This window comes from Cytobacillus solani, from assembly GCF_006704205.1.
Lineage (GTDB): Bacteria > Bacillota > Bacilli > Bacillales > Cytobacillaceae > Cytobacillus > Cytobacillus solani.
Map to the genome: position 1 here is coordinate 2,590,558 of NZ_CP041305.1, position 22,772 is coordinate 2,613,329.

Consider the following 22,772-nt stretch of genomic DNA (forward strand, 5'->3'; position numbering starts at 1 on the left):
ATATTTAGATAAAATAAAAAACCCTTAGAATTGGAGATTGTGAAGAAATACACTTAAGCTAACGGTGCAGGTTAGTTGAATAAGGAATATCTATAGAAATGTAAGATTACATGGTAAAATAGCGAAAAGAGGCTGTGTCAAATATGGATATTTCTTTAACCAATAAGATTAATATAAGATTTTAAGAAAGCCCATTTTAGTAAATTTAAAATAAAGTTTGCTAAAGATAAGTTCAATTTGGATTTAAAAGATATAAGGGGGAAAAGAAATGCAAATACTATTAATTCGACACGGAGAATCGGAAGCAGATATTTTAAACGTACATGAAGGAAGAGCTGATTTTGAATTAACGGAAAGAGGTAGAAGGCAAGTGGGAAGTTTAGCACAAAAAGTAAAAAATAATTTCCCACCAGATTTTATATGGGCAAGTACGTTAAAAAGAGCACGCGAAACCGCTGAAAAGTTAGGAGAAACTATTGGGTGCCCAGTGCAATTGGAAGAAGAATTAATGGAATTTAATAATGGTGTACAAGCTGGATTATCCTTTGAAGAAGCGAAAAAGTATCCAGAGCCAAAATTTTTTCATGATCGTTTTGAAAATGGAGAATCATTCATAGAATTTCGAATGAGGATTGAAACGATATTTTCTAAGATTGTGACAGAAAATAAATATGAACGAATTGCGATTGTTGCTCATGGCGGGGTAATTAATAATATATTACGTGCTTTTTTCCAAATGCCAATCAACATGGATTATTATTTTAAAATCGGAGATACAGGAATTAGTTTAATTGAACTTACTGATAAGGAAAAGGTAATTCACTTTATAAATGATACGAATCATTTAGAGAATATATAGGATAACTTTGTTAAAAATTTTGTTCAATCTTTTTTATAAAAAATACGATATTAAATCAATAAAACCCCACCTTTGAAGTGACCCCTAAAAGTTAGACACGGTTATTTCATTAGGCAGCTTGGGTAAAATGAGTTCGGTATTGCACCGGACTCATTTTAAATTTTGCCTTTATTCGCTTTGTATTATAGTAATCGATGTATTTTTCTAATTCTATTTTAAAATGCTCTACACTTTCAAATTCTCTCAAGTAGAGGAACTCAGATTTCATAATACCAAAGAAATTCTCCATTACAGAGTTGTCGTAACAGTTTCCTTTACGAGACATACTCTGGATGATCCCTCTCGATTCAAGTGTGTGGCGATATTGCTTCATTTGATAAAATGCCAGCCTTGATCAAAATGCAGAAGTAGCTGGTGGTTCTCAGGCAAATGTTCTAACATATTTGAAACAAGGGAAAGGTTGGTCTAGAACCAATTGTGTACGTAATTATTTCCCCATTAAATAAATCTAAAACAGGCGATAGATAAAGTTTCTCACCGAATAATTTAAATTCTGTAATGTCTGTTACCCACTTTTCATTTGGAGCATCTGCCGTAAAATTACGGTCTAAAATATTCGGCGCAATTTTACCAACTGAACCTTTATAAGGTTTGTATTTTTTCATACGTACGATACACTTTAACCCCAATTCTTTCATAATACGTTGAACCTTCTTGTGATTCACTCTTTTTCCACGATTCGCAAGCTCATCACAAACACGGCGATAGCCATAACGCCCTTCATGTTCTTCATAAATTGCCTTTATTTCCACTTTTAGATCGGCATCTTTATCTGGACGATTCAAACGTTTCACTAAATCATAATAAGTGCTACGTGGAATGCAAGCGAGCTTTACGAGTGCTTTCACCGGATATTTATGCCTTAATTCATAGACTACTTGCGCTTTGTCTTGTTTGGTGATTTTTCCTTGTTTTGAACTAAGGCACTCAACTTTTTTAAATACTCATTTTCCATTTCCAATTGTTTAATACGTGCTTCCAGCGCTTCAGTATAGCCTTCAACTGGTGCTTGTTTTGATAGTTTATTGAATTCATTTTTCATGGATGGACGCCCCTTTTTCCTTGATTGAAGGGCATCTAATCCTTGAGATTCATATTGCTTTCTCCAAACACTATTTGTTGAAGGGGCAGGTATTTTAAAAATCGCTGCCGTCTCGTTTAAGGATGTACCATTTTCAATCATAAAATTAAGTACATTTAGTTTAAACTGTGAGGTGTAATTTGTACATGGATTAATAAAAGCATTAACCCCATTGTATTCATATTGTTTAACCCATTTAATGATTGCTTTATGATCAGTCCCTAGAGATTTGGCTATTTTATTAAAACTTTCATTCCCATTTAAGTAGCGCTTAACTGCTTGTAATTTTTCTTCGGCAGAATATTTAGTCATAAAAAAAACTACACCTCCAATTGTTAGATGATGTCTAACAATCGGGGTGCAGTTCACGTTTAGAACAATCTTTTTTTCAAAACGGTGGGGTTTTTATAACGTAAATCAACGTTTGCAGCATTCTTTTAATCAAATTTTATTTCAAAGCTACATTAAAAAGTATTTACTTTCATATGTAATTCATTTACATTAAATAAATAAATGTTTATTTATTTAATGTATTGTGAGTGATGATGAATGGCAAGAACAGTCAACAATCAACAGCGACTAGAGAAGCGAAATGTCATATTAAAAGAAGCAAAAAGGCAATTTCCAAGAGAGGGGTTTTCTAAGACTACTCTTTCTAGTATAGGGCAGGCAATAGGTATTAATCCTGCTACGATTTTACTGTATTTTCCTAACAAGAAGGACTTGTTTGAGTATACCGTTAAAGAAGCATTTCAGGAGACCAGAAGAGGACAACTTTATTTACCAGAGAGTTTAGAACTGTCAGAACAATTAGAGCAGATGGTGAGGCATCACGTGAGGCAATATCGTGAAGATCCATCAAACCTACGAATTTTACAATATCTGTTTTCCCAATCTGGTAGGTTTCCAGAGTTAGAGCAAGAAGCAGTTTCCATCACTTATGAGTTTGTGGAGAGAATGACTGGATTGTTGAAGAAGCGCTCTAGATTAAATGAAACCGAACAAGAACTTCGCAATAAAACGTGGGCTTATTTATCTTTCCTAAGTGGATTTACGATGATTATGCTTGAGCCTGAAAAATATCCATTATGGGAAGGGATTGTAAAACAAGGAGTTAAGCTAATTGAAACATAAAGGAGTTAAAGAAACATGATCCATAACGAAGTCAAGAAAGTAATGACGCTATATAGTAGCAGGTTGAACGAAATGTTTCCAAATCAAGTTCTTGGAGTCTATTTATATGGCTCAACTGTTATAGGTGCCTTTCATCCTGAAAGCAGTGATATTGATTTTGTTACAGTTTTTAGTCGGGAATTGACAGGCGAAGGGTTAATAAAACTATTGCACCTTCATAAGGAGGTTAAAGCTAAAAGTCCATTGGTCAAAAAGTTTGAATGTGAGTACTTATCTTTGGATGAGCAGAATCAATTACAGTTACATAAATCTTTCCCGTTTTTTGAGGGTACAAAGTGTAAGGGAAAAAGAAAGCTTATGAAAATTGCGGTTTATCAGCTTGTCCATGATTCATATGCTGTTTACGGTCCGAATTTTTCTACTTATTACTCAAATATAGATTGGAAGGATGTTATGCAGGAGATGGAGTACAATCTTAACTACTATATAGCGAGTAAAGCTTCCCGAAGCTATTTGTTTTTATTCGATTTTTGGATTGAGTTCATTGTATTAACCTTATGTCGAGTGTACTATACATTGAAAACAGGAAAGATTACATCAAAGGAACTGGCCTGTGCAGAAGTGATCAAGGACTTTGATTTAAGGTATTCTGACATTCTTCATGAGGCACTTAGAATTAGAGGGAGAGTTCAAGCCAAGTCCAATTATAAAAATCGATGGGAACGAAAGAATGCAACGATCCATTTTATAAATTCTTTAAGAGAGTATTGTAATCAAGCTTTTTTATCTAGATAAATATGGAATTGATCCCGCTTTTTTTCACAAAAGGCAATTTCATTAATCCTGCTGCTTTAACTAAAGGGCCAGCATTCCTGTAATAAGTGAAAATCAAGCTTGTGTAGGGATCGCTTCGGAGATCTTTCTTATTGTAGAAAAGAGTCAGGTGTGCGGCCGAGCCTAGGTCGTATCATATAGCGGGTGGGATTCCCGCCGAGTAAGAACTAGCCATTCGCTCGTAGCGAGTCTTGGAGGACTAAAGGTAACTCTAGTCTTTAAGCGTAGACAGTTAGGTAGCGGGCCGAAAGCCAAATGGTTGAAGGGATGGAGCTCCATAAACTTTAGTAAACCGAGAGGGCTGATGCTTTACCTGCAGCAGAAAGCTACATTTAATCCTTCGTCAAAAGCTAGACGGATTAAACCTCTCTGGAGTCAGAGACCTTGGCACGTTACACATTGATATGATACGGCAACTCGGGAGACCCTATAGGTCTTTTCTTGTTAGAAGAGTATGGTGTACAAGCGATACAAAGTAAGGAAACCAAACGCCGATATAGGGAGTCGGATAGCAGCGTAGTACCAATGAAGTTGGGTAATGCCGATGGAGGAAAGGCTAGCTACCAGTTATCACCCTTACTGGGGACACATTAACTACACTCAGAGGTAGGAATAACAATGGAAACAAGACTAGTAAGGATAGCAGAATTAGCAATATCTGAACCTAAAAGATTAGCTATATCTGTGAATGGTAACTAGGAGGAGCCGTGTGCGTTAATTGCGCAAGCTCGGTTCTCTTCTACTCGACTAGTGAAAGAAGCAGCAAAGGGGCTTTATCCTTATTTCATAGACATTCCATATTTATATTGATAGAATAATCAGAAATATATTAGAGGTGGAATAAAATTTGAAGAAAATAATAGGATGCCTACACGCACATTATTCAAATATTGAGTATATCGAAAACGCACTCTCCCCATATGACATTGAATTAATACATTTTGTTGACCCCGCATTAATGGTTCGAGTGACAACTGATGAGAACTTCAAAGAAGCTGATGCTCAAAATAAAGTTAAGGAGCAAATAGAGTGGATCGCCCAAAGTAATGTTGATGCTATTCTCATTACTTGCACAAACTATATAGCAATTTTACAGGAAGAACAACTCTCAATATCAGTGCCTATTATCAAAATTGATGAACCCTACTTTGAATATATCTGTAATATAGAGCAACCTCAGATAATCCTATTTACAAATCCTGCAACAGTTAATGGGACTATGGAGAGACTCAATCAATATGCTTACAAACATCAAAAATCTCTAGATATAGAGGTAATTGTCATTAATAATACTTTTGAATTGATAATGCAAGGTCTAAAACAAGAATATAATCAAGAAATTTCTAAGTTATTGAATACAATTATTAAAGAAGATAAGATTATCTCCGTCGCTCAATTATCAATGGTTGATGCTTCCAAGGAAGTAGAGTGTATGACATCTAAGTCTATAATTAATCCTTTGGATACATTAATTTCTTCCATTGTTAATAAGATCGAAATGGACAAGAAATCATTGGTATTATAATTTATCCTTATTGAAGTAACGAAGCAGCATTCCTGTAATGATGAAAATGAATGTTGAATATAAAACGTCTCAAACCATTGATATCACTGGTTTTGAGACGTTTTTTTAACTGTTTAAAAGCTGCGCAAAACTTCCATTAACACTAATTGCCCATCGTAAACCCCTTATTGAACAACGGGAGGTCAGTTGGATAAGTTATAACTTGCCTTATGGGGACGGGTGAATTTTAGAGAAATGTTAAAAATAACCTAAGTAGGAGGTGAGAAATTGAAAAAACAATATTTTGTTCAATTCTCAGACGATAGTATAAAAGACGATTTTGCCCTTCCAAAAGATATGTTTAAATCAATGGATGTCGGAATTAGAGACATAGATACGGACTTTCTTTATACATTGGTTCAAAATATGTTCAGCTTTCCTGTATTCTTTGTGCTGGAATCTGTGATTTTTGAACATATTGAAAAGATTATTTTGGAAAGGAATATCCCTTACTATAAGTTTGCTTCGGACGGTATTATTATCAAAATTGATTCGGTTGACACACTAGAAGTGATTTGTAGTAGTACGGTTGATTTAGTTTTAAATGGATTGAGCGTGTTTATTTTCTTTGGACAAGGACTTTCTGAAGGGAATTTAGTCCCAACAAGAAACTGGGATAAACCTATTGAATTTAAAAATCTAGATTTTGAAAAGGTCGATACATTTATTGATGTACACGAGGTTGGACTCACTATATTTAGTAAGAATGACAAATACAACTCCCCTAAAAAAATTACACACTTTATATCAGAAGCCTACTCGCTTGATTTGGAGAACAGCGATATTTAATTAGCTTAAATAAGAACAAAATCAAGGACCTTGATTGAGGTCCTCAATTTATACTAGCTTATATCAACAATATTATTTAACAGAGCTTTTTATTAAAGGGCCATTTTCTTGAATAAGCAGGACTTCTTATTAAAATATCGAAATAGTTTTAAACAAGGAGTAAAAAAGGAGATGAAAGTATGAGAGTAGGCATTATAGGAGGTGGTTTCGGCTTAAGAATTCAAGCACCTATAATCAAAGTCCATCCTTCTATGGACGTGTCGGCTGTTTGTACAATGAACCGGCATCAATTGCCAAATGAAATATTAAGTTGGGAACCCCCCCCAAAACATTATCTAGACTGGGCTCAAATGTTAAATAAAGAGAAGATGGATATTTTATTTGTGAGTTCTATGCCAATACATCATTATGAAATAGTTAAATATGCAATAAAAAAGGGAATAAATATTGTGTGTGAAAAGCCATTTACTATGAATAGTAACGAATCAAGAGAGTTACTAAATCTTGCCACGGAAAATAATGTTAAGATTTTAATTGATTTTGAATGGAGATACTTACCTATTCGTCAGAAAGTAAAAGAAATAATTGAGAAAAACCATATTGGTAAAGTTCTTCACTTTGAATATCATATTTCATCCCCTCGATACCAATATCTCCAAAATAATAAATTAGGTTGGTTGGGAGAAAAACAGAAGTTTGGAGGAATGTTAGGGGCATTAGGAACACATATGATTGATTGTTTGAGTTGGTTAGTAAAGGACGAAATAGAAGATTTGAGTGGTTTTGTATATACGCACGTTCCACAAGCTGTAGGCGAACATAGAGAAGCAGATGATGCTTTCTTTATACACGGTAAAATGAAAGGTAACTCCACTTTTTCCATTCAATTAATATCAGGAATTAATCACTCATTTGGAGCAAATTTAAGAGTTTTCGGAAGTTTAGGAACAGTAACCTTACATAATGATCAAGAACTTTATTTTGGAAAAACAAACGAAAAATTAAATGAAATAAATGTTATAAAACCAGAAATACCAGCTCACCAATTATCAGGAGAGGCAATTGCTTATTTTCCAGCCTTTTATCCATTTTTAGAAAAAGTTTATGAATATATGGCTTTCGAAAAGTTGGATCAAGATCTTCCTACAATCGTGGACGGGCATAAAAATCAAGTTATTCTAGATAAAGTTTTAGCAAATTAATGATTTCCTTATTCCACAAAACCAGCTAATAGTTGTCAACATTTTTCAATAAAAAAATGAAAAATTAGATGATATACTAAAGATGAGTATGCCAAATAGCCTTCCTGAATTTCATTATTGGAAGGTTTTGTTTTATGTTGTTAAATATAGTTTTTAAGTTAACTCTTGGAAAGTAGTTTTGTTCTTTAATAGTGCATAAATCAAGTGTAAAAGCTTATTAGTACAAGCAATTATTGCTACTCTATAGGATTTACCTTCATCGCGTTTTTTATCGTAAAACTCTCTTAATCTTTTGTTTCGAGGTATAACGGTATCGCTCTTCTTTTGTTTACGTGCATCTCGAATTCCACAGTACACAGCCATATATAATGCTTGCCTTAACCTTCTGGATCCTCTTTTAGTTATGCGATTGTTGGTCGCTGTAAACCTTCCAGAAGAGTAAACACTAGGATCTATTCCTGCAAAGGCAACTAACTTTTTAGGATGATTAAACCGATCTATTCCTCCAATTTCGGAAATGATTGTTGCCGCAATCTTTTCTCCAATACCAGGGATAGATTGGATAATCTTATATTCTTCAATTTCTTTAGCGAGGGCATCTATTTCAGTTTCTAGTTGTGATAGATGCTCTTGATATTGAAGAACAATGGTAATAAACATCTTTAGGTTAAATATATGGCTTTCATACAAATTGTTTTGAAATGGATTTCGTCCTGCAGCCTCAATAAGCTTTTGTGCTTTTTCTTTTACCCACTTTTCTGAACGTCTGGTACATAACGATACAATCTTTTCAGTTAAAACGGATTCGGTAGTATTTAGTACATGTTCAGAAGTAGGAAATAAGAAAAGAGTCTGTAATGAGACTTTTGAATATAAATTACCAAAGACACCTCTATATTCAGGGAATATTTGATCTAGCACTGTTAGAAGCTGTACCTTGGTTTGTGCAGAGATACTTGAAATTGTCTCTTGTTGCCTTGTCAGATTACGAAGGTTTAAGAGTTGTATACCTCTTTTTTTATACGGCTCAACTTCTTCTTTGTAGTATAGTTCGCAAAGAAGATAGGCATCGACAGCGTCTGTTTTTACCTTTCTTAAACTTGTACTCCTTGCACGATGAGAGATAAGGGGATTCACAATAATATAAACATATTGCTGTTCCTCCAAAAATTGAATAACAGGAGAGTGGTAATGTCCTGTTGATTCTAAAATAACCGAAGGTTGCTTACCATCAGCTACTCTTTCAATCTCTTTTAAGAATCCTAATAAATTCTCAAAGCCCTCCACTGTATGTTTTACACTAAAACTTTTACGAAAAGGCTGTCCCTTATCTAAGAATGCTTGTACCTGACTTTCCCCCTTAGAAACATCCAGCCCAACTACTGGATTCATCATCATCTCCTCCTTGGAAATTAAGATTAGTCGGTTGTCCCTAGGCTGCTTGTACTGTCATAGGTTCGCTTGTTAAACGGGATCATTGTCCCAACCAGCCTGAAACATGCTTATACAAGTAGGGAGTGAACAGTTTTGCGGACGGGATCGAGTCCCACGGGCGCTACGTTCTACTCCGACTACCGCTATAATAAAACCAAATAAAAAAAGTTCAACCAGTAAAAACTGGTTAAACTTATATTACGATCGGGCGCTTTAATGGAGGAAATATCATAGAAATTAATGCGTATTAGTTGTGCATGCTTTAGTACAAAGAAAATTTTGTTTAACGTTTACTCAAATTGCTTCAGATTCACTATTTCTAAACAATAAAAGAGTCTTGTGTAGTGGTTATTCATTAGTGAATATATCCTTGCCTAAAATAATTTAATGAATATTATGATTGCCTGAAATAGAAAAAAACTATTATTGTAGAGGTCATATTATTTTAAGAATAAAAGTTATAGGAAGAGCGTTATCCTTAAACCTTAGAGCACCATGGTCTGGCAATAATATGGTTCATAACTTGGCAAAATTATGGTTCAAGTCACATTTGTTTCTGGCATTTAACTAATGTATGTTTTGGCAGTATATTTATTAATATTCTTGAATTATTTTTCAAAAACAACAAACTGTATAAACACTTACATCTATACATAGCTTTTGAAGTTGCTCTTATTCAACGAACGGGCCATTTAATATGGAAATTGATAATCTTCTCTTAAATATAAAAAGGTTAGAAAAAAGGAGAAATAAACGTGAAGTCTCTGAAATTAAGTGAAAAGGAGATAGAATTAATTTCTACCCCTTTTTGCTTAATTTTTTAAAAATATCATCTACTTTGAAATTACTTCTGCATATCCTTCTTAGAAAGACGGTAGGTAGCCATCCAAAATATAAGAGCCAAAGCACTGACAGAGATACCGAATACACATACACCTTTCCAGCCATAATTTGCGTATATGTTGGTTGAAATTATGGAACCCGTGGCACTGCCAACAGAATAAAAAACCATGTATGCAGCAGTAAGCCGACTTCTTGCTTCAGAACGGACTGTAAAAATCATACTCTGATTGGTGACATGAACTGCTTGTACAGCAAGGTCAAGAAGGATAATGCCAATAATTAATACGAGAATTGAATAGTTAATAAAGTAAATAAAGAACCATGATGCTATTAGTAACACTAATGCTACAAACGTTGTAAGTTCTCCTAATCCTCGATCAGCCAGTCGCCCAGCCCGTGCTGCAGCTAATGCTCCAGAAACTCCAGCCAGACCAAATGCTCCAATAGCAGTATGTGAAAATGAGTAAGGTGGAGAACTTAACGGTAACACCAATGAAGTCCAAAAAGTACTAAAAACAGTAAAAATCAAAAGTGCCAATATCCCACGAATAAGAAGAATCCTTTCTTGAACAAATAACATTAGAACGGAATGTAACAACTTTGGGTAGGTTAGAGATGGACGCTTGTAAACCGTACCCGGAAGTTCTTTGTGTAATAAGCCAATCAAAATCAGAATTAATACAGCTGAAGAAAGGTAGACAGAACGCCAACCTCCAAGATCAGCCATTATGCCAGCAAACGTCCTTGCCAGTAAGATGCCAATGACAACTCCACTTGTAACGAAACCAACTACTCGTCCACGCTCAGCAGGAACAGCCAACGTTGATGCATATGCGACTAGAGTTTGTGTAATAGTGGCAAGCAAACCTACCACTGCAATACCAATGAAAAACACTATACTGGTAGGAGCTATACCAACAACAACTAACGCAACAGCTAACATTAACATTTGACCCATAATCACATGTCGTTGGTTTAATAAATCACCCAGAGGGACCAATAACAGCAGTCCTAATGCATAACAAATCTGAGTAATTGTAATTACGATTCCAATGGTCGATGGGGTAATAATGAATTCAGTAGCTATTGAGTCGAGTAATGGATGGGCGAAATAGATGTTAGCAACAGCCATACCACAAGCTATCGCTATTAATAGTTCTGTATATCTAGACAATGTTGAATTGGATGCTATTTGTAACTCATCCGTTTTTGTAGCAAACTCTTCAGTAAATTTTATATTTTTATCGTTACTATCCAATTTAGTATATCTCCTTTCATTAATTTTACCGATGAGTATAATATACTGAACGGTAAAAAATGATTCTTTTTAAGCATAATCTTAACTTATTTAGGTGTCAAGTTAGTTTTGAACATTATTTATTGTTCATCAAAGAGTTTGGAAATTAACATATGAGGTTATATGCATAACCTTAATTATTTTAATTGGAGTTAAATGAAAAAAACATTCAATATTGACAAAAAGAATATAAATGAATAAAATCAAAATATACCAATTGGTATAATATGAGGAGGTTCTGATATGATTGGAAATGGAAAATTTGATAAGGACGTAGCGATTGATGAACTGAATCAAACAATAGATATAAATGAATTGAGAGATGAAGCATCTTTAAAAAGAACGCCTTCATCAATACAGACTAACGAACAGATTATAAAAAGTTTTTTTGAAGTTGTAAGATCGGGTAACAAACCTGAACAAGCCGAAACCTTCATGGCAAAAGAGGTAAAGGCTCATCAAATGAATTCAGAAAGTATGGTGACGATAATAAGATCACCCAAGAATTATGCAGAACATATAAAAGAAATGTTGGATATATGGGGAAACTTTAAAATTGAAATTCAAGAACTTCTTTCTCAAAATCAGAAGGTTTATGTTAGATGGAAACAGATTGGAATGCATATTGCAGAATATGAGGGCTACCCTCCTACAAATAAAGAAGTTATTGAAATAGGTAGTGCCGTATACCAACTAGAAAAACAAAAAATAGTGGAGTATTGGATTCAAGTGGACAGACTTGCAGTCATTGAGCAGATAAAACGAAATCAAAAATAAGATTGCTATCAGTAAAGAAATTTAGTTTTTTGCGAAGGAGGATTTATCATGGTTCGACAACGTGAATTTGATAAAGAAAAAGCATTGGACGATGCTATGGAACTTTTTTGGGAGAAGGGATACGCTGCCACATCGATTAGTGATTTAACAGCCACTATGGGTATACAACGACCTAGTTTATACGCAACTTTTGGAGACAAAGAGAAACTGTTTGAAGCTGCTTTGCGTAAATATACAAATTTGCATGCCTCCCTCATTAGAAAAAAACTACAAAACACTACATCTGTGAAGGAAGCATTTCGTAATCTATTTGAAGAAATGATAGAAGAAGAGTACAAGAACAAAGTAAGTAAGGGCTGCTTTTGTATTAATACAATTGTAGAGCTTGCCCCACACGATGAAAAATTTGAAATACTTACGAGGGAGCATGAAATGTATCTTTCAGTCATATTTCAAGAAACCCTTCTAAAAGGTATTAAATCAGGTGAGTTAGAAAGCAACCTAGATGTTAAAGCCTTAGCTCAGACATTAGTTGTTGCATTAATTGGAGTTACTGTTTTATTGAAATCTCATCCGGAGCGATCATTCGTAGATAAATCTGTAACTTTAATATTATCGTTAATAAAATAAATGGAAGAAAGTTCGAATAAATGGAGCTATAGCTTTAATAAGCATTTTTCCAAAAAAAGATTAAAAGAAAGAAAACTGGAGCCAAAAAACCTAAATAATATATTCCGCAATCGGGTCATTTTCTGGATTAACATCTAGAAAATGTGAATGTTTGTACTGAAATTAATCTGGTAGGTTAGTAAAAGAAGTCTGCAACAAGTGATAATATTAATAATAGATAAATTAGTAACAAGGAGATGTGCGTATAAGTGGATAGTAGTAAAGCTATAAGGTTGGAGAAATTTTCTATTGGTTTACCCAAAATAATGAAGTACAGGAGCGATAAAGAAATAAATACAGGAATTTGTAAACATACAACTGAAGAAGCTCTCTAAAAAAAGAAGGATTCCTTGGAGATGGAGTTGCGGATTTACGATATCATGGGGGTCCCGACCGTGCCGTATGTGTATATCCCTATGAGCATTATTCACTCTGGGAAAAAGAATTTAAGAAACCATTTCCCCATCAAACTTTGGTGAGAATTTAACCGTAACAAATATGCTTGAAGAGGTAGAAAATGATCATTCTTTTTTTATACAAACCAATCTTAAATCTGCTGAAAAAGAATCCATTCTGATCAATCTTTTTTCAAAATGGATTCTTTTTATTTATCGTAAAATGCTGGTTTGTGAGTTACTTTTAATCAATCTTTTTTCAAAATCAACATTAGAAGTTGTGTTTTTATTTTTAAAAAGATTAACACCACGCCAGAAGAATAGAATGCTCAGTATTGAAATGAGAGCCATTGTTAGAAAAAAAGCAGTTCCGCTAAATTGCTTTAACATAAAGCCTCCGAGCATTGGCCCGATAAAACTTCCTAAAGAGTTAAAGCTCTGTGCTCCATAATACGTTCCCCGCAATGCTTTTGGCGTAATTTGATCAATAAGTGTATACTCTGCCGGTATCACAAGTACTTCCCCTAGAGTAAAAATAATCGTCGAAATAACGAACATAACCGCATTCCCGGAAAAAGCAAACAATAACATGCCAAAAGCTGTAAAAATACATCCGATTATTATTGTAAATAATGGTGTTCGTTTTTCTGCCCATCTTGTTATTGGATATTGCATGGAAATGACTCCAACGCTGTTTGCAATCAAGATGATAGCAAACAATTGAACACCATTCGTGAAATCATTTTCCAAATATTGTGATACAGTAACCGACCATTGTCCATGTACTACCATGCAAATGATTCCTCCAATAACAAAGTAGAGGAGGATAGTGTCTGAGCGCAGTACACTTAAAGATTTCCTTAAAGTTATCTTTTCTGTATCTTGAGCCTCTATTTGTTTAATACCAAATCGTTTCAATAATATATGAAGAAGAATAGTGAATCCTAAATATAGACATGCTGCAATAAGAAAGGGAACTTCATTTGCAGACAGTGCAAGATAAGCTCCGATTATTGGGCCAATTGCAAAACCGAGGTTGTTAACTACATATCGAAGGGAAAAGACGCGAACTCGTTTATCCGCATCGGTGACATCTCCCATTAGTGCCTTAGCGACTGGCGTAAAGAATGAGTTGCTTAACCCTATTAAGATCACTAATATGATGAGAAAAATTGGTGTTTCAGCAAAAACAAAGCCCAAAAAAGAAAACGATGATAATAAAAGGGATGCAAGCAATACCTTCCTTCTCCCTATCCTATCTGACACAATACCTGCTATGAATCCTCCAAACGTTGCCGCAAGAGGACCAGCCCCAACAGTAAGTCCTATGACTACAGGATCCATATGAAGTTCTTTCACCAAATAGATAGGCAAAAATAACAGACTCATTGATTGAGCAAGCGCGATTAAAAACGTACCAAAAAGAAGTGTATGTACGATTGGATGATATTGTTTTAAGAACAGATTGGCTTTATTCATGTTATACTCCACCGTCATTGTTCCTAATATAAGCATTGATCAGGTTTTGCATTTGCTCTAGTCCTTCCTCACGCAGACTGTATTGGTGAATAAACTTACTTCCAAAATAGTGAGTCCTGATCAATCCTGCCCTTCTTAAAATGGACAAATGGTGGTTGGTAGTGCTTTTTGCGAGTCCAATATAATTTTGAATGGCCGAAAAATTTTGCATTCCGGAATGCAAAAATCGCAGTATTTTTAAACGATTCTCATCAGCTAAAGCATGGGTAACAAATGTTAACTCCCAAGGCAGTTCGTTAGCATCATTTGCTGCAGATTTTACTGGATATAGACAAGTGCACATAGATTCGAAGTAATCGAGTATCGTTGCTGGACGGCAATGATATTGCGGAATGAGAAAAACGGTTTTTAACATTTCATTTGGTTCAATTCTAATTCCATTTGTCGCTTCTTCAATTAAATTAATAGATGATACTTTAGAAATCAGGTTCCGTTTTTGTCTTGCATCATCCTTTAATTGTTCAATAATTCTAGGATCAATGTGCTGAAAGTACTGTACATCCCACTCTGATAATAGGTATACCATTCGATCACGCAGTTCTTTTAAATTACCAGGTATATTGTTAATCCAGGGAGCCAATCGTTCATATAAATCACCAGGTGGCTGGTCTTGAAGCCATTTGATAAATTCTTTTGGAGTTCTCTCCCCAGGGCATTGCCAAACTAATAAATTGATTCGATGCAATACTTCTAATCGGTCATCTTCCAGCTCAGCTGCGAAATGAGGATGAAGTTCTGTTTTAACGGAATTATGCCAGTCTTTACTGAGGGAGAAATTGCGATGCTGTTTGAAATTGATGTAGTGATACAAGCTTGTAATAAGTTCGTTAACAGGTGAAAAATCTACAATTACTTGAAAAGACATAAAGTTCTACCTCCTTGGAACAATAATCAGTTCGATGTTTATGGAACAAATTTTATATATAATAACATAAGAAGAATAAAATTGTAAATGTTATATTTCTAGAATATAGTTTTTTTAATTGGTGGTTAAAAGAAAACCTGATGATCATAAAATGACCTCAGGTTTTTCTTTTTGCATACTTAAAAACACATTTCAATAAGTTGAAATTGGACTAAGCCCGTAAGTATATTTGACAACACTGATTCTATGCATGCAAGCTTCTGATGGTATTTTATACATTGACAAATGTGTTTTAAGGGAGTGCTGAAGTGTTTTAGCACGCACCGTATAAGCCTCACTTACTTGCGTCAGAAAGAGAAATTGAACATCTTAGTGAAGCTTGTCATACTTCTTTGGAGAATGCGTTATTTGAATTTATGTATTCGACAGGCTGCCGTATTGGAGAAGTTATAAAATTGAATCGTGATGATATTAGTTTTTTAACGAATTCAGTTATTGTTCATGGGAAGGCGATTAAGAAAGGGGAGTGTACTTTAATACCCGTTGCTACATTTGGTTAAAAAGATATCAAGATGAGCGAGATGATGAGGATTCTGATTGTTTATTACGGAAAGAAGGCCAAACAGGCGTATGAGTATTGATAATCTGAGATATATTATCAAACGCATATCAAATCGAGCTGGGATAAAAAAGTATACATCCTTATCAATTACGACACAGCTATGCTACACATATGATTAACAATGGTACGCCACTTGAAGTGATTCAGAGCTTACTTGGTCATGTGCGATTGCTGAACAAGGCAGTCGCTTTTTGTGTTATTTGCGCAGGAAGGTTTTATATAGAATAATAATATTAAGGTAGTAGAGGTTTCAGATTATACGCGGGAAAATAAACCTTCCCTTTATTGGTAATCCGACACGATTCCTATTGTTTTTGCTTTTTCTGATTTTTAATGAAAAAGTAGTTGACGTTGAAAATTAATTTATGATAAAATTAAAAATTTGATAAAAAATAATATATATGTTAAGGTTAAGAAGGTTACCATATATGGAGGTGGATTATTTGTTTCAAATTGGCGATAACATTGTTTATCCAATGCACGGAGTAGGTATAATTAAAGCCATAGAAGAAAAGGAAATCTCAGGGGAAAAACAACAGTATTATGTCATAAAAATGTTAATCGGTAATATGCAAGTCATGATTCCTACGGGTAAAATGTTGAGTTCAAGTATACGCCCTGTTACTGACATAATTGCATTAAAACACATCATACACATTTTTCATCATGGAGAATCAGATAGATTACTGCCGTGGAAACAAAGGTATAAAGTGAACACGGACAAAATAAAAACGGGTAAAATACAAGAATGTACTGAAGTTGTACGTGATTTAATGCGTATGAAGAAAGAAAAAGCACTTAATGCAAGCGAAAAAAAAATGTTAGATAACGCACATCAATTTTTGATTAGTGAACTGGGATTAATTAAAGGGATTACTGAAAATCAAATAAAAAGTTTCTGTTAAGATTAATTTAAGATAATGTATTACATCTCCCGAAAATATCCTGAATTTTTTGGGAATATGTTTATTATTAAAAGTAAATCTTTTCAAAGACATTCAACTTCTCCAACTCACCTTTAAAGCATTAACCTCTTTTGTTATTTCTACAATCTAATCCATTTTTATTATTTAAATTTCTTTTACGAACGTTTGAAGTTTCATCAAATAACTCGATAAAATAGTCACTTGATTTTTGCAATCCTGATTCACACTGGCACGGACAAGGAGCCGTAAGGATGAAAGAGAGGTAGGGCTTTCATTGTTTTAGGTATACAATATATTATTTAAGTCATTATTTCTAGAAGAAAAAACAATCAATTTCACCTCTATCTTTAAGAATTTTTTACATCTACTGAGACAGTGAATAGTAATTGTTTATCTTCTTTACGTAAAAGAGAAAAACGAATTGGTAACACCATATGGTCAACTACAAAAATGGTTTCCAGACCAGGAAACCATTTTTTATTTTAGTTACATAACAATAGTAAAGATTACTGGGACAGGTCCCTTGTCCCATGAGACTACTTGTCCAATACTCTATCCCTAGCAACTTTTCTCGAACGAGTGAGTTGCCATCTAGAAGAACAAAGGAACCACCCACTCTCCACAAGAAGAGACTAAAAAAGGTCACGTATTAATAGATCCAATAGCAGCTTTTTCTTGTTCCTGTTAAAGGAGATATTATTGATGACCCAGATTTTGATTTAAGAATTCATAATGGATATGAGGTTGTAAAAGTTACCCTAAATTATGAGACAAATGAATGCTATGTATCCCTACATCCACTTGCAATTGAATTAGAAGAAATTAGTATCAATGACTATATAGGAAAATTTGTAGCACATGAATGGCGTATTGTTTCAAAAGATGAATTATTAACCTGCTAAAAGAGAAAGATTCACCGCATACTACTTCATGTTATTGAAGTAACGAAGCAGTATAGTATAAGAGAATGAAGATATAAATACTCCAAAAGTCGTAGGATAGTTCAAACTATTCTCCGTCGTAGACTCCTTTACTAAATTGTATGCTAAACCTAATAAAAGGAGGGTAAATAGATGATTAGAGGATTATATGAAGCACATTTACCAGTAAGTACTTTAAAAAAGTCGATTGAATTCTACAAAGGCTTAGGCTTAAAGTTAGCAATAAGGTATGAAAAGATAGCGTTTTTTTGGATAGTAGAGAATAATAGCTGGATTGGTTTATGGGAAAGTGACCAAGGTGTTAATACAAAATATCATCCATCCTTAAGACATATAGCGTTTAAGGTAGATTTTGAGGATTTAAAAAATGCAAAGCAATGGTTAAAAGAACGGGGCATTGATATACGTGAAGAGTTCGGTTTTAAACCTACTGAACCAATTGTAATGCCAGATCAAGCCCATGCTATGGTGTATTTTCATGACCCAGATGAAAATTCATTGGAATTTATCTGTAAACTCCCTGCAGAGCCTGAGAACAAGCCAGATATGTACTTAAGTGAGTGGAAAAAACTTAAAGGCATTAATTAAACTACTTTAAGAGATCCATAAAAAGGATGTTATATAATGCACTAAAAGCAGAAGGGTATTTATGTTCAAAATCAGCTACCATACAGGAAAGCTTTTTTGTTCAACAAACGCGGCATTTAGTGAAAGAAAAATTCTAAAAGAAATTAATAGAACTTAAAGATTAGAAAAGAGTTTTGAACAATCTAATTAATGATGAGAGGGATTATGATGGCATTTAGAATTGAGTTTTTTGTAAACGATATTGAGAAATCAGTAGTGTTCTATCAAAATATTTTAAGACTGAAATTATTACAACAGGGAGAAAACAGCGCGAGTTTTATTAGTGATGAATCTCATCTTCTTTTAACATCATTTGATGTTTTAGAGGACAATCATTATTTTAAAAAACATAACTTCGCTAAGCTTGGTGGTGGTGTAGAATTTATAATTATAACGGATCAAGTTGAAGAGTTATATAAAAGTATAAAACAAAAAAAACCCAATTCAATTGAATCAGATTTAAAACAACAAACTTGGGGGATGGTCGATTTTAGAGTCATTGATCCTGATGGTTATTATATAAGGGTATCCTCAAAAAGAAAATAATAGCATTAAGATTTTATTTATTAATTTCAATAAATAACTTTTTATAAAATAATCGTGGCAGTTGAAAAAGGTAAAGTTTGTGATGGAATTCACTATAAACTATAGGGTGCGTTAGTTCAATCAGAATTAGCATTGAGATTATATTTTAGTTATTCCATTAAAGGGCGCAATTCTGCAGCAAGAATTCGCTCTTTCTTCATGGAAAGTGCCATTATCTGGAATGGAAGAAGGGTTTATTCGCGAGTGAATCGAAACAATTAAAGGGTATTGATTAACGATTTGGAGGATTGCAATGAAAAAAGGAATAATACGACCACTGGTTATTTGTATATTTCAAAAAGACGATTCCATCCTTGTTGCAGAGGGCTATGATTCAGTAAAAGGTGATTATTATTACCGTCCTATAGGAGGAGGAATTGAATACGGAGAAAAAAGCGCAGAAGCTTTAATAAGAGAGGTACAAGAAGAAATTGAAACTGATATTTTTAATCTCAAATATTTGGGGACTCTTGAAAATATCTTTACTTTTAACGGGGAAGTAGGACATGAGATTGTACAGGTATACGATGCATCATTTGTTGATTTCTCTTTTTATACCGAGGACTTGTTTGAAGGTAAGGAAGATGACGGGAAAATATTTAAAATTATGCGTTTGCCTATAAGTAAGTTTCAAAACGGTGAATTACGACTTGTTCCTGATGGCCTTTTAGATTTGATCAAACAGAACAACAGAATTGTTAAGTCACGTAATTAGCAGAAACGGAAAGCTTTAGTTAAAAATATTAATTTATTCCATTATCGGACGCTTTCCTAGAATAAGGAAAGTTTTTTTCGTTAAAGGGGCAGATTTTTGAACACATTTGCAGAAATATTTGTAACTTTTATGGGGAAATAATTCAACAATAGAATTTAAAATTACCTAGACCGAATCAAAGTAAAGGAAAGAAGGAGAGCTCTTTTGGGTATACATTTAAAATAAGTTGGACAGCATTACCCCCTTAGATTTTATTAGTCTAAAGGGGGGATTTTTGTATAAAATGCAGCTGCGAGAATAATAATAGATTATTTATATCGGATATCCTCCGCTACTATAGATAATCTCTCAAAATCTAGAATTTTTATTTTTTCATTGTTTCTTTCGATTATTTTTTCATCTTCCCAGCGTTTTAAAACTCGGTTTACATGCCGGTTAGTTGTGCCAATTAGATTGGCGATATGATGATTGTTCTCAACTATTAAGTATCCATCATAGGTATTCTCGGTATGTGTTGTACATAAATATGCAGCAAGTTTTATACTAACGGAAGATAAGGCATTTACACGAGATAATGTTGTACAAGTTTTTAATTTAAACGTTAACTCTTTTAATAATAGTTCAGTAAAGGCAGGGTCTTTTTTTAGAGATTGTTCATATAGCTCAGTTGGAACAAATATAAATGTACATGCTTCAGTAGCATGGCAATTAGATTGAATGTCACAATGCTGAAAAATTTCAATATCTCCTAATATAGAAGGAGGTGTACAGCGACGAAGCAATAATTCTTTTCCATTTATCTCAGGGTTTGATACATAGTAAGAACCATTAATTAAAAAATAAATGCCTTTAACTTTCTCGCCAACGGTCAAAATTGATTCATCTTTTTTAAATGAAAGGACTTGAATTGCGATTTTGTCTTTTTCGGATAATGAGTATTGGTAGATGTTTTTAAATTGTTGAACGGCAGTTTTCATAAAAGGGACACCTGTCCTTTCAAAAGATCATTATCCTTTATTATACTCGAATTAAGGAGTGATGAAGAAATGAATTTTGTATTTGATATAGATGGTACCCTTTGTTTTGATGGAAAAACAATTGAATTAGATATTCAAGAAGCAATTGAACAATTAATTGTTGCTGGACATAAAGTGATATTTGCTTCTGCAAGACCAATCCGTGACCTGCGCCCTGTCTTACCGGGAAAGTTTCATCATTTTCAATTAATTGGTGGGAATGGAGCCTTTACAAGTTTTGAAGGGAAAATAGAATGTGTGTCTTTTGATGAAGATACCAAAATTGAATTATATAGTTTTATTGAGAAATATAACTGTTCATATTTGGCGGATAGCGATTGGGATTTTGCATATACAGGGGAACAAGGTCATCCTATTTATCATCATATCAATCAAGTCGATGCAAAAAACATTCAGTTAAAGGAACTGAACAATCTTTCTAAGCTTGTGTTATTTAATGTAGAGGATTCTTTATTGAAGGAACTAGCTACTTTACCAGTGTCCATTACACGATATAAGAGCGAAGATATTTATGATATTAGTCCTCATGGTATTAATAAGGTGAGAGGCATACATAATTTCGGTATACGTGATTTTATTGCTTTTGGTAATGACCAAAATGATAAATGCTTATTTGAACAAGCAATACATAGTGTATGCGTTGGAACTCAAGATGTAAAAAAATATGCAAGTGAAGTGATTTATAAAGAGGATGTAGCAAAAAGAATTAGAAATTTTTTGAGGCAGGATATACCTTGTGTATAAATTAATCAAACTTTGTACTATCGTATTCAAATTAACCAAGCTTATAAAGTTGATTGTTATTCAACAATCGGGCGCATTAATTAAATACGAATTTATTTTAAATAAGGCTTTATATCCAAGATTTTATACATAACTTGTATATAAAGCCTTGATTGCTATTCAAAAAACATACTGCCGTAAACAACATTTTTTAATATTAGTGAATTCTTAATAAGTCATTTTTTATTACAATTTCTCAAGAATAAAACATTCTTATATGGTTTCTTTTTGTATATTCTTAAGTGAATATATCTTTGCCTAAAATAAATTTGTGAAGATTATAATTGCCAAGAATACAAAAACTATTATTGAAGGTGTTATTTTTCTTTTTTGAAAGAAAAGTTAGTCGAACATCGGTGTTTTAAATCCTTAGAGCCCCATAGCTTGGCAATAGAATGATTCACAACTAGCAATAAAATGGTTCATTTCACAATTTTGTGATTTAAAGGGTATGATTTCTTATTTGACAGCATTATATTTAATACAGCGGGCAGTTTTATCTATTATGATGCTAGTCATGCTGGAAATAAAGGCACTTCCGATAATATCAGATGGATAATGATGTCCTACCCAAATACGTGAGAAGCCCGTCAAAACAGATAGAACCAACATGATTGAACCAAGAACACGGTCATATAGAAAGATAGAAGTTGATATAGCAAATACAAGCAGAGTATGTTTACTTGGAAATGAAGAACCCATTTTTGAAGGAATAAGTATCCCGACTTGGCTTTTCATAAACGGACGTGGTTTAAAATAAAATAACTTAATCAAAATGTTAATTAATAAAGTAATCCCCGCTGATATCACCGCATTACAAGACGCTTTTTTGTAAGAGTCATTTCTAAACCACATGTAAATCAATACAAAAATAAACACATAACGAATTTTTTTTGATATCAAAATCATCAGAAAATCAATTGGAAAACAACGTCCAGAAAGCTGATTAATCGACTTAAATACTTTGTAGTTCATTAAAGATCCTCTCCTTACTTTGTAGATAAAAGGTGGGGGTATTCATTCACTATTTGTATGGTAATAATCGATTTTCACGTACATGGATATATATTTGGTATCAAATGAGGAAGTATCTAAGCAAATAATAAAAATGGGTATTCCAGAAAAGCATCCTAACGGTACAGGCATGCCAGAATACTTCCGATTAGTTCGGCCGCCATCGCAGAAGCAATCTTT

Annotated in this window: 19 protein-coding genes and 3 pseudogenes; 15 read left to right on the plus strand and 7 right to left on the minus strand. The window is 33.7% G+C overall.

Translation table 11 applies throughout. The features are described from left to right. Nucleotides 1–268 precede the first annotated feature (268 nt). Nucleotides 269–859 carry a histidine phosphatase family protein gene (locus tag FI644_RS12945; RefSeq protein ID WP_053477661.1) on the plus strand — a complete coding sequence of 197 codons (591 nt, stop codon included), beginning with the start codon at nt 269–271 and terminating at the stop codon, nt 857–859. 109 nt (nt 860–968) lie between these two features. Here FI644_RS12945 and FI644_RS12950 read toward each other — a convergent pair. Further along, a pseudogene (locus FI644_RS12950) lies at nt 969–2,312 on the minus strand (IS3 family transposase). A gap of 237 nt (nt 2,313–2,549) precedes the next feature. Here FI644_RS12950 and FI644_RS12955 point away from each other — a divergent pair. The 5 genes from FI644_RS12955 to FI644_RS12975 all read left to right on the plus strand — a co-directional run bounded on the left by FI644_RS12955 (nt 2,550) and on the right by FI644_RS12975 (nt 7,523). Further along, complete coding sequence (locus tag FI644_RS12955; RefSeq protein ID WP_142108463.1) at nt 2,550–3,134, plus strand: TetR/AcrR family transcriptional regulator; 585 nt, start codon at nt 2,550–2,552, stop codon at nt 3,132–3,134. Nucleotides 3,135–3,149: 15 nt separating this feature from the next. After that, nucleotides 3,150–3,929, plus strand: coding sequence for an aminoglycoside adenylyltransferase domain-containing protein (locus FI644_RS12960; RefSeq protein WP_142108464.1), 780 nt, complete (start codon nt 3,150–3,152; stop codon nt 3,927–3,929). 886 nt (nt 3,930–4,815) lie between these two features. Continuing rightward, a complete protein-coding gene (locus tag FI644_RS12965) occupies nt 4,816–5,493 on the plus strand; it encodes a hypothetical protein (RefSeq protein ID WP_053477665.1) in 678 nt (225 codons plus the stop codon). Between the two features lie 267 nt (nt 5,494–5,760). Next, nucleotides 5,761–6,321, plus strand: coding sequence for a hypothetical protein (locus FI644_RS12970; RefSeq protein WP_053477666.1), 561 nt, complete (start codon nt 5,761–5,763; stop codon nt 6,319–6,321). Nucleotides 6,322–6,500: 179 nt separating this feature from the next. Then, the gene (locus FI644_RS12975) at nt 6,501–7,523 is read left to right on the plus strand and encodes a Gfo/Idh/MocA family protein (RefSeq protein WP_142108465.1); all 1,023 of its coding nucleotides are present in this window, start codon (nt 6,501–6,503) and stop codon (nt 7,521–7,523) included. A gap of 153 nt (nt 7,524–7,676) precedes the next feature. On the opposite strand, the gene FI644_RS12980 is transcribed toward FI644_RS12975, so the two are convergent. Both FI644_RS12980 and FI644_RS12985 read right to left on the minus strand, forming a co-directional pair. Continuing rightward, nucleotides 7,677–8,915 carry an IS110 family RNA-guided transposase gene (locus tag FI644_RS12980; protein ID WP_142109020.1) on the minus strand — a complete coding sequence of 413 codons (1,239 nt, stop codon included), beginning with the start codon at nt 8,913–8,915 and terminating at the stop codon, nt 7,677–7,679. A gap of 886 nt (nt 8,916–9,801) precedes the next feature. After that, nucleotides 9,802–11,058 (minus strand): MFS transporter, encoded by a 1,257-nt coding sequence (locus FI644_RS12985; RefSeq protein WP_380000388.1) that lies wholly within the window; start codon nt 11,056–11,058, stop codon nt 9,802–9,804. A gap of 393 nt (nt 11,059–11,451) precedes the next feature. Between FI644_RS12985 and FI644_RS12990 the strand changes: the two genes are divergently transcribed. From FI644_RS12990 to FI644_RS13000, 3 genes and pseudogenes are all read left to right on the plus strand, one after another. Then, the gene (locus tag FI644_RS12990) at nt 11,452–11,874 is read left to right on the plus strand and encodes an ester cyclase (protein WP_246067082.1); all 423 of its coding nucleotides are present in this window, start codon (nt 11,452–11,454) and stop codon (nt 11,872–11,874) included. A 48-nt stretch (nt 11,875–11,922) separates the two neighbouring features. Next, nucleotides 11,923–12,504, plus strand: coding sequence for a TetR/AcrR family transcriptional regulator (locus FI644_RS12995; RefSeq protein ID WP_053477674.1), 582 nt, complete (start codon nt 11,923–11,925; stop codon nt 12,502–12,504). Between the two features lie 305 nt (nt 12,505–12,809). Then, nucleotides 12,810–13,050 (plus strand): annotated as a pseudogene (locus tag FI644_RS13000) (MOSC domain-containing protein); the annotation flags it as partial. A 101-nt stretch (nt 13,051–13,151) separates the two neighbouring features. Here FI644_RS13000 and FI644_RS13005 read toward each other — a convergent pair. Both FI644_RS13005 and FI644_RS13010 read right to left on the minus strand, forming a co-directional pair. After that, complete coding sequence (locus tag FI644_RS13005; protein WP_181758200.1) at nt 13,152–14,417, minus strand: MDR family MFS transporter; 1,266 nt, start codon at nt 14,415–14,417, stop codon at nt 13,152–13,154. Nucleotide 14,418: 1 nt separating this feature from the next. Then, nucleotides 14,419–15,342, minus strand: coding sequence for an ArsR/SmtB family transcription factor (locus tag FI644_RS13010; RefSeq protein ID WP_142108468.1), 924 nt, complete (start codon nt 15,340–15,342; stop codon nt 14,419–14,421). Nucleotides 15,343–15,689: 347 nt separating this feature from the next. Here FI644_RS13010 and FI644_RS26840 point away from each other — a divergent pair. The 5 genes and pseudogenes from FI644_RS26840 to FI644_RS13045 all read left to right on the plus strand — a co-directional run. Further along, a pseudogene (locus FI644_RS26840) lies at nt 15,690–16,126 on the plus strand (tyrosine-type recombinase/integrase); the annotation flags it as partial. Nucleotides 16,127–16,392: 266 nt separating this feature from the next. Beyond that, the gene (locus tag FI644_RS13025) at nt 16,393–16,869 is read left to right on the plus strand and encodes a CarD family transcriptional regulator (RefSeq protein WP_053477677.1); all 477 of its coding nucleotides are present in this window, start codon (nt 16,393–16,395) and stop codon (nt 16,867–16,869) included. A 1,094-nt stretch (nt 16,870–17,963) separates the two neighbouring features. After that, nucleotides 17,964–18,419, plus strand: a complete 456-nt coding sequence (locus FI644_RS13035; protein ID WP_142108469.1) for a VOC family protein — start codon at nt 17,964–17,966, stop codon at nt 18,417–18,419. Nucleotides 18,420–18,623: 204 nt separating this feature from the next. After that, entirely contained in the window at nt 18,624–19,004 is a 381-nt protein-coding gene (locus tag FI644_RS13040) for a VOC family protein (protein ID WP_212139239.1), read from the plus strand. A 292-nt stretch (nt 19,005–19,296) separates the two neighbouring features. After that, a complete protein-coding gene (locus FI644_RS13045; protein WP_142108470.1) occupies nt 19,297–19,758 on the plus strand; it encodes an NUDIX hydrolase in 462 nt (153 codons plus the stop codon). Nucleotides 19,759–20,066: 308 nt separating this feature from the next. Here FI644_RS13045 and FI644_RS13050 read toward each other — a convergent pair whose 3' ends face one another. Next, nucleotides 20,067–20,735 (minus strand): Crp/Fnr family transcriptional regulator, encoded by a 669-nt coding sequence (locus FI644_RS13050; protein ID WP_142108471.1) that lies wholly within the window; start codon nt 20,733–20,735, stop codon nt 20,067–20,069. A 69-nt stretch (nt 20,736–20,804) separates the two neighbouring features. Between FI644_RS13050 and FI644_RS13055 the strand changes: the two genes are divergently transcribed. Next, nucleotides 20,805–21,539, plus strand: coding sequence for an HAD-IIB family hydrolase (locus FI644_RS13055; RefSeq protein ID WP_053477682.1), 735 nt, complete (start codon nt 20,805–20,807; stop codon nt 21,537–21,539). A 498-nt stretch (nt 21,540–22,037) separates the two neighbouring features. On the opposite strand, the gene FI644_RS13060 is transcribed toward FI644_RS13055, so the two are convergent. Beyond that, nucleotides 22,038–22,553: an undecaprenyl-diphosphatase gene (locus tag FI644_RS13060; protein WP_142108472.1), complete on the minus strand. Its 516-nt coding sequence runs from the start codon at nt 22,551–22,553 to the stop codon at nt 22,038–22,040. Between the last annotated feature and the right edge of the window lie 219 nt (nt 22,554–22,772).